The organism is Pseudomonas syringae, from assembly GCF_001698815.1.
Classification (GTDB): domain Bacteria; phylum Pseudomonadota; class Gammaproteobacteria; order Pseudomonadales; family Pseudomonadaceae; genus Aquipseudomonas; species Aquipseudomonas syringae_A.
Genome location: NZ_LGSI01000060.1, coordinates 57,531 through 64,751 on the forward strand (window position 1 = coordinate 57,531; position 7,221 = coordinate 64,751).

At 60.3% G+C, this 7,221-nt stretch carries 9 protein-coding genes; 4 read left to right on the forward strand and 5 right to left on the reverse strand.

Annotated features, from left to right (window positions below; translation table 11 throughout):
• Positions 1-5: 5 nt before the first annotated feature.
• The 3 genes from AFK24_RS21320 (at position 6) to AFK24_RS21330 (ending at position 2,601) form a co-directional block, all read left to right on the forward strand.
• Positions 6-842, forward strand: a complete 837-nt coding sequence (locus tag AFK24_RS21320; RefSeq protein WP_065835115.1) for an AraC family transcriptional regulator — start codon at positions 6-8, stop codon at positions 840-842.
• A gap of 50 nt (positions 843-892) precedes the next feature.
• Positions 893-1,498 (forward strand): LysE family translocator, encoded by a 606-nt coding sequence (locus AFK24_RS21325; protein WP_065835116.1) that lies wholly within the window; start codon positions 893-895, stop codon positions 1,496-1,498.
• 104 nt (positions 1,499-1,602) lie between these two features.
• Complete coding sequence (locus tag AFK24_RS21330) at positions 1,603-2,601, forward strand: diaminopimelate epimerase (protein ID WP_065835117.1); 999 nt, start codon at positions 1,603-1,605, stop codon at positions 2,599-2,601.
• Between the two features lie 226 nt (positions 2,602-2,827).
• On the opposite strand, the gene AFK24_RS21335 is transcribed toward AFK24_RS21330, so the two are convergent.
• From AFK24_RS21335 to AFK24_RS21355, 5 genes are all read right to left on the reverse strand, one after another.
• Complete coding sequence (locus AFK24_RS21335; RefSeq protein ID WP_065835118.1) at positions 2,828-3,265, reverse strand: nucleoside deaminase; 438 nt, start codon at positions 3,263-3,265, stop codon at positions 2,828-2,830.
• 30 nt (positions 3,266-3,295) lie between these two features.
• Positions 3,296-3,790, reverse strand: a complete 495-nt coding sequence (locus tag AFK24_RS21340; protein WP_065835119.1) for a hypothetical protein — start codon at positions 3,788-3,790, stop codon at positions 3,296-3,298.
• 95 nt (positions 3,791-3,885) lie between these two features.
• On the reverse strand, positions 3,886-4,428 hold the full coding sequence (locus AFK24_RS21345; RefSeq protein WP_065835120.1) for a GNAT family N-acetyltransferase: 543 nt from the start codon (positions 4,426-4,428) through the stop codon (positions 3,886-3,888).
• Positions 4,429-4,450: 22 nt separating this feature from the next.
• Positions 4,451-5,464 carry an ABC transporter substrate-binding protein gene (locus AFK24_RS21350; protein ID WP_065835121.1) on the reverse strand — a complete coding sequence of 338 codons (1,014 nt, stop codon included), beginning with the start codon at positions 5,462-5,464 and terminating at the stop codon, positions 4,451-4,453.
• A 119-nt stretch (positions 5,465-5,583) separates the two neighbouring features.
• Positions 5,584-6,375, reverse strand: coding sequence for a phosphate/phosphite/phosphonate ABC transporter substrate-binding protein (locus tag AFK24_RS21355; protein ID WP_065835122.1), 792 nt, complete (start codon positions 6,373-6,375; stop codon positions 5,584-5,586).
• Positions 6,376-6,708: 333 nt separating this feature from the next.
• Here AFK24_RS21355 and AFK24_RS21360 point away from each other — a divergent pair, with 333 nt between their 5' ends.
• Entirely contained in the window at positions 6,709-7,122 is a 414-nt protein-coding gene (locus AFK24_RS21360; RefSeq protein WP_065835123.1) for a GNAT family N-acetyltransferase, read from the forward strand.
• The last annotated feature ends 99 nt before the right edge of the window (positions 7,123-7,221 follow it).

Consider the following 7,221-nt stretch of genomic DNA (forward strand, 5'->3'; position numbering starts at 1 on the left):
AATCCATGCGCACTGCCAACTGGATCGACCTCAAGCAGGACAATGAGTCCGGCATCGAGACGATTCGTGCGCATTTTGAAGGCCACGCTTACGACCCGCATTGGCACGACAGCTATCTGGTGGGCGTAACGGAGCAAGGCGTGCAGCAATTCAATTGCCGCCGTCAACGGCACATGAGTACGCCAGGTCGGGTATTTCTGCTGGAACCGGGGGAGATTCACGACGGTGACGCGCCAGCGCCGGAAGGTTTCACCTATCAAACGCTGTATCTGGACCCTAAATGGCTGGATCGCGAACTGCGCTCGTTGTTCGAGCATGCTCCGGCTGATTGTCAGCTGAGTTTCACCGCGACCCTGGCCGATGATCCGCGTCTGGCACGCGCCACAGTCAACGCCTTTCGCACCCTGCACAATCAGGAAATGCGCATCGTGCGCCAGACTGCTCTGGACGATCTGCTGGGAAATCTCACCAGCCACTTACGCTGGCGAACGCTGATTACCCCGGACCCGCGCCTGCCTCTGGTAGCGCTCAATGCCCGGGATTTTCTGCACAGTCACATGGCTCAAGACATCGGCCTGGACGATCTGGCGCGGGTGACCGGCGTGGACCGTTTTCGCCTGACGCGAGCCTTCAAGGCGGCGTTCGGATTGGCGCCCCATGCCTATTTGATCCAGCTGAGACTGGCCAAGGCGCGGCGTCTGCTGGCCAGCGGCGAATCTGCGGCCCAGGTTGCGGCGGCCCTGGGTTTCGCCGATCAGAGTCATCTGGGGCGCTGGTTCCAGCGCGCCTACCGGATGACGCCGGCGGACTACCGCAAGCGTTGCTCAAATCTTCCAGACTGAGGAACTGCCGAGCCGGATGATCGACTGACGATCAATCATTCGAGTGTGTCATGGACCAGTTACTGCCCTTCCTGCTGTTCGCGTTCGTTGCTTCGATTACCCCCGGCCCGACCAACATTCTGGTGCTGACCAACAGTTCGCGTCATGGCTTGAGCGCCACCGCGCCCATCGTGCTGGGCGCCTGCGCTGGCGCGGCCGGGCTGGTGCTGCTGGTGGGCACCGGTGTGGGGGATTTTCTCGCCCACCATCTTGTGGTTCAGACTGCAATGTCGTGGATCGGCATCGCCTGGCTGAGCTGGATGGCCTGGCAGCTGTTCAGCGCCCCGGCGCAGGTGATCGATCCCGCCATGCCAACCACTCAAGGCCCGCGCCTGGGCTTGTTCGGCGCGGCGAGTCTGCAGTTGGTCAATCCCAAGACCTGGATGATGGCGTTGGCGGTGGTCAGCGTTTTCGCTGGCAACGAAGCCGACCGCAGTCTGAAAGTGGTCTATTTATCCCTCGCGTTTTTCATGGTGTCGATTCCTTGCATGAGCGCGTGGGCGTGGCTTGGGGTCAGCGCCGCGAAGTTTTGCCGATCGTCACAAAGCATGCGGCGCTTCAACCGCAGCATGGCGGCGTTGCTGCTGGTTTCGACGTGGCTGACGTTGGTGGTTTGAGCATCAATGTGCGCGGTATTCGCGGCCAAATGCTGACAGACATGCATTCGACAGGTTAAAAAGCCTCCTGGACTTTACATAGCCCGAACCCGCCTGGACGCCTCATGACCCGTTTTTACGATGCACGTGCAAACATCTACGCCGTCAGCACGCCCGAGGCCTTGCGTGACTTGGGCATCGCCGTTCCGCACACGGCTGCGCGAGCAAGCGCTGGTCGCGCAGCCTGGGCGAAAGACGCCATACGCGCGCTCTGTGACTGGCCGCCGGGCACACGTCCGGCCGATGCCAAGGCTCATCGCTCGGATGGTCTGTTGATCGGTCCCTTTCAACAGCACGCGCCGTTTGACGTGCTGATCGTCAACACCGACGGCACCTTGGCCGAACGCAGCGGCAACGGGCTGACGATTTTTTCCCAGGCACTGACCGAAACAGGCCAGGTCGACGCTCAAGGGCGTTTCGAGCTGAAAGTGCATCATGACAAAGGCGACTCGGCCTCGCCTGTTTCGACCTGGATAGAACCAGCACGCCTGCAGGGCCAGACCGGGTTTTGGCTGGATCTGGGCAAACCGGCGTTTGGCCCCACGGCTGTCGGTGCGCAGGCCAATGGTCTGGGCGAGGTTTCGCTCAATGGCCGTGCGCTCAGCCGGGTCAATGCGCTGTTGCACATCGAACCGGATTGGGATCACAGCGTGTTCGTCAGGATCGGCAATCCGCATTGCGTAACACTGGTCACAGACAAGACGCAGTTGCCCGCATTCGAAGCGTTGCATGAGCCGGCACTGAACAGCGCGTTGACCCGCATTGCCTTTGCCGAAGGTGATCTGGGCGCTGGCGACCCCTGCCCTTCAGGCGTGAACCTGCAATGGGCGTTTGTTGCCTCGCCAGAGCGCATTGTCGCCAGGGTCTTCGAACGTGGAGAAGGCCCGACCGCGTCGTCGGGAACCAGCGCCAGCGCGGTTGCCTGCGCAGCCTGGCACGCCGGACAGGTCCGCGCCGGACTGATCGAAATCGAGATGCCCGGCGGCACGGCTCCGGTGCGTCTGGTCGAGGATGGCGGGGAGTTGCAGGGGGTTGCGTTGTTTGGGGTGGCGCGGCGCACCTGAGACTGTGGGAGCGAGACTTGCCCGCGAAGGATTCTTTCAGCCAACTACTTTATTGCCTGACCTGCGCCTTCGCGAGCAAGCTCGGCTCCCACAGGGACCTGAAGTGTGAAGTGCACCCCGTTGGAGCGAGGCTTGCCCGCGAAGGTGTCATCTCAGGCGATAGATATGCCGCCGGGAATACCGATTCGCGGGCAAGCCTCGCTCCCACGGTCCCAGATGAGCGCTGTTACTCCCCAATATCCTCATTCCATAATTCAGGCTTGCTGACGATGAAGTCTTTCATCATCTGCACGCAGGCCGGGTTGTGGATGACGTCCACTTCTACCCCGCGTGAGCGCAGCAGTTCTTCTTCGCCCATGAACGTCTCGTTTTCGCCGACGATGACTTTGCGAATGCCGTAGAGCAGGATCGCGCCGCTGCACATCGCGCAGGGTGACAAGGTCGTGTAGAGCACCGCATCGCGATAAGTCCGCGCGGGTAGGCGGCCGGCGTTTTCCAGGGCGTCCATTTCACCGTGCTTGATCGCACTGCCCTCCTGTACCCGGCGATTATGGCCGCGGCCGATGATCTTGCCGTCATGGACGATGACCGAACCGATGGGAATACCGCCCTCGGCCAAGCCGAGTTGCGCTTCGTCGATCGCTGCCTGCATGAATGGGTCCATGGTCTTACCTCATCGCGAATAAATGAAAAATCAGTGTTCAAGGGTCTGCTGTGCGTTATCGAGTGCGCGGGAGACAAAGGTCTTGAGCAGTTCTGCCGAACGCGCCTTCATGTCCATGCCGACGTCGTTCTGTTTGGCCCGCAGTTTGTTGGCCAACATCTGCGCCCCATCGCCGGAGTTCAGGCCACGCAGCTCTTCGGCAGTAAAAAACTGTGCGTAAGCGGCGGCCAGATTGCGATCCCATTGCGCTTGATATTCTGGTTGCAGGCGCTCCAGCTCACTCTTGACCAGCGCCTGTGCCTGGGTTTTGCCGATGGCCTCGACAATACTGGCGAACGTTGCCGTGCGCGAGGCCACTTGATAACCCAGCCAGCCCAGGCTGTCGCCCAGATGTCGATCCTGGACGAAGGCTTGCGCGCTGTCATCCACCTCGGACGCGTACGCCTCGCGCGATGCATCAGGAAGTACGAACGCCAGCAGCGCAAACAGCATGTTCAAGGCAGCGAGCGAGCTGCGAAACGTCATGAGGCCTCCCGGTGAAAAATCCTTGCACGCTGTGAACTTAGCAGTCGAAGCGGCCTTGCACAGCCCGGCGGTCGTAACCGAACCGTTTAGTGACGCTAACAGGAACGCCCGGCTAGCCATTGCTTGCGGGTCATGCGGTAAATCCTGACGCCTAATCGATGGTACTGGCTGTAGACGAAATCCCTGAAGCCGACTTTATTGATGACTCTTACCGAGGCGACATTGGCAGGCTGGACGATGGCAATGATCGAATCCAGCCTCAGGTTTTCGAAGCCGTAGGCCAGGGTCGCCATCGCAGCTTCGGTGCCCAGCCCGCGGTCCCAGAATGCCGGGGCAAGGCGATAGCCAATTTCCACTTCGTCGGCGCGATCCACCTCTTCGCGGTTGAGTGCGCAAAACCCGGCCAGCAGACCGCTTGACACCTCGATCACTGCCCAAGGCCCAAAGCCGTCAGCCACGTAGCAACGATTCGCCCACTCCACGAACTCGGTCGTGGCCTGCTCGCTCAGCGGACCACGCACTGAAAAGCGCATCACCTCAGGGTCACCCAGAATCGCCGCCAGGGCGGGAATATCGGCGAGACTCAGCTCGCGCAGCGTCAATCGCTCGGTGTGCAGAATGACGCGCGGTTCGCTCATGAGTGGCACTTATCCTCTGCTGTCAAAGACTGCTGCTGACCTTGGTGGCCACATCCGCCGGCACCCAAGCCTTCCAGACTTCGGGATGCTCCTTGAGGAATGCCTGCGCGACGGCCTTGGGATCAAGGCGTTTTTCACTCATCTGGCCCAGCGTCTGGTTAAGCAAGTCGATTGGCAGATCAACTTTCTCGAAGAACGCCACTAGCTCCGGGTACTGTTTGTGGAACTCGGCCGACACACCAATGCTCAAGTGCGGCTCCAGTGAACGGGTGCCCCTGGGATTGGGATTGCTGGCATCGGCCAGGGTTTTCCAGGCTTCGGCATCAAATGGCGGCTCGTCGAGCTTGATCAGTTTGAAGCGCCCCAACAACGGGGTCGGCGACCAGTAATAGAACAATACGGGTTTGCCACGATGGATCGACGAACTGATCTCGGCGTCCAGTGCCGCACCGGAGCCGGTGCGGAAATTGACGAACGTGTCGTTCAGGCCGTAGGCCTTGAGCTTCTGGGTGTTGACGATCTCGGAAGTCCAGCCGGTCGGACTGTTGAGGAAGCGACCTTTATCCGGCTGTTCGGGGTCCTTGAACAGGTCTTTGTAACGCGGCAGGTCGGCGACCGACTTGAGGTCCGGCGCCAACGGTTTGATACCTTTGGCGGGATCACCCTTGATCACGAACTCCGGCACCCACCAACCCTCGGTGGCGCCTTTGACGATATTGCCCAGGCCGAACACCTTGCCTTCGGACTCAGCCTTGACCCACGCAGGGCTGCGCCCGGCCCATTCCTCACCGACGACCTGAACGTCATTTTTGGCCAGTGCGGCCTCCAGACTCACGGTGCTGCCCGGCAGCGTATCAGTGGGATAGCCATAGCCTTTTTCCACGATAGTGCGCAGCACCTGGGTAATCAGGCTACCGCTTTCCCAAGTGAGGTCGCCGAAATGAATCGTTGCGGTTTTGTCCGCCGCAGAAGCGGGTTGAGCGAGCAGGCCCAGCGCCAATAGCGAGCAGCCCAGCAGGGTTTTTATGGATGTCATGATCACCTCTAGGTGGCGGGTTATGGGATGCCGTGATCAGCTCGCCCGGAAGTCAGTTAGGTTGTGTTGGTAAAAGGTATCGACAGCGCTGACTACAGATTAGTTGTGCGCCAACACGATCAGCAGCGCAGCCATGGCAAACCCGACTCACGGGCTTGATGCTCGTAGTCGAGTAAAACCTGGTAATCCGCTGCGCTGGCGCTCAGCACTTCACGAATCGCCAATACCTGGGCAACGTCAGGCAAATCAGCCAGCGCCTGATTCATCGCGGCGCGAATATGCTCCGCCTGCACAGCATTCACCCCCAACGCGGTGATGTAAGGCAGGCACGGGCTGACCGCGCTGCGCGCCAGAATCCTCAGGCCGGAAAGCTCTTCGCCGGAGTCGCGAGCCATATAGTCGTGGGTCACGCTGTCGATGGCGGCGAGATCGCCGCGCCCCTCTTTGAGCCAGCGCAAACTGTGGCGATGGCCACCGGTAGCAGAAACGCGCGCGAAGAAGCGGCCGTCTTGCTGCAAGGGCGCGATCTGATGCCGCAACAGGTTCATGCCGGAGTTGGAATCTTCACTGTTGATCAGCCCGTGGCTGTCGCGAAACTCCACCAGCCGGGTGCGCGGATCGTCGGCACGCACCATCAGCAGGCTGCAGTGGTTGCCCTCGGCGCTGTGGGGTAATTCATAGACCGGGCGACCGATCAGCCGCACCTTGTCGCGCAGCAGGGTCATCAAAGGATAGCCACAGGTCTGGGCCAGCAGCAGTTGCGGCGACAACCACAGTTGTGGCAATTCAAGCTCGTCTGGCAGACGATCCGCATTCAGCAACTGAACAATGCGCGCCAGCCAGGTTTCACTGGCCTGCTGGACGCGAACGGGCGCGGTGTACATCGATAACTGGGCGAAACCCTGGATCATGCGCTGACTCGGAGAAGGCGTTAGCGGCCAACAATAGATCAAAAAAATGGAGCCTGTACAGGCTCCATCTTTTGTAACTCTGATAGATCAGTGACCGAAAAGCCCGGTATCGGATTTCTTGGCTTTTTTGTCGGCGCGCTTTTCATCGAGGGTCTTCGTCGGTTTTTTCTTCGCGGCTTTCTTTGAATCCATGCCTTTGCTCATGATGCGTGCTCCAGATGAAGGATCTGACCTTAGTTATACACCTATGCCGGACGCGCCGCGCCGTTTAAGCCGCTGTATCATGCGCCGCCAGACCAATCTCGCGATCACCTGTGGAGCCCACGCATCGCCATGCCCGACATTGAATGTTCGATCCTGCCGCCAGACTGCCTGCCATTGCTGGACAAGTTCTATCGCGAGCACCGCTCGAGCATGCGCGCGTCCAGCAGCGCACAGGCGTGGATCGCGAAACAGCAGGAAATCCTCGGCGCGTTGTCCCTCACGCCCGTCGCTGGCGGTCACTGGCTGACCGGGCTGTTCGTCGCGCCGCAATCGCGCAGCCAAGGGATCGCCAGCCAGTTGATGGACCACGCCTTGCGCCCGTTGACCGAACCGGTGTGGCTGTTTTGCCATCCGGATTTGCAGGGATTCTACGAAGATTCGGGATTCAACCCGGCCGGCGCGCTGCCCCAATCGCTGGGCGAGAAACTGATGCGTTATGGACGCAACAAGACATTGGTGGCGTTGGTGCGGGACGGTGATTGAAACGCGTCACAATCCCGTTGGAGCGAGGATTGCCCGCGAAGAGGCCGGGACATTCAACCCTTCTTCGGTGCCTGAAAGACCGATTCGCGGGCAAGCCTC

Excerpts from the sequence above, each read along its gene's own strand:
- AFK24_RS21335 (WP_065835118.1), bottom strand. The coding sequence starts at position 3,265 with ATGGACCCATTCATGCAGGCAGCGATCGACGAAGCGCAACTCGGCTTG.
- AFK24_RS21350 (WP_065835121.1), bottom strand. The coding sequence starts at position 5,464 with ATGACATCCATAAAAACCCTGCTGGGCTGCTCGCTATTGGCGCTGGGC.
- AFK24_RS21340 (WP_065835119.1), bottom strand. The coding sequence starts at position 3,790 with ATGACGTTTCGCAGCTCGCTCGCTGCCTTGAACATGCTGTTTGCGCTG.
- AFK24_RS21320 (WP_065835115.1), top strand. The coding sequence starts at position 6 with ATGCGCACTGCCAACTGGATCGACCTCAAGCAGGACAATGAGTCCGGC.
- AFK24_RS21355 (WP_065835122.1), bottom strand. The coding sequence starts at position 6,375 with ATGATCCAGGGTTTCGCCCAGTTATCGATGTACACCGCGCCCGTTCGC.
- AFK24_RS21325 (WP_065835116.1), top strand. The coding sequence starts at position 893 with ATGGACCAGTTACTGCCCTTCCTGCTGTTCGCGTTCGTTGCTTCGATT.
- AFK24_RS21330 (WP_065835117.1), top strand. The coding sequence starts at position 1,603 with ATGACCCGTTTTTACGATGCACGTGCAAACATCTACGCCGTCAGCACG.
- AFK24_RS21345 (WP_065835120.1), bottom strand. The coding sequence starts at position 4,428 with ATGAGCGAACCGCGCGTCATTCTGCACACCGAGCGATTGACGCTGCGC.
- AFK24_RS21360 (WP_065835123.1), top strand. The coding sequence starts at position 6,709 with ATGCCCGACATTGAATGTTCGATCCTGCCGCCAGACTGCCTGCCATTG.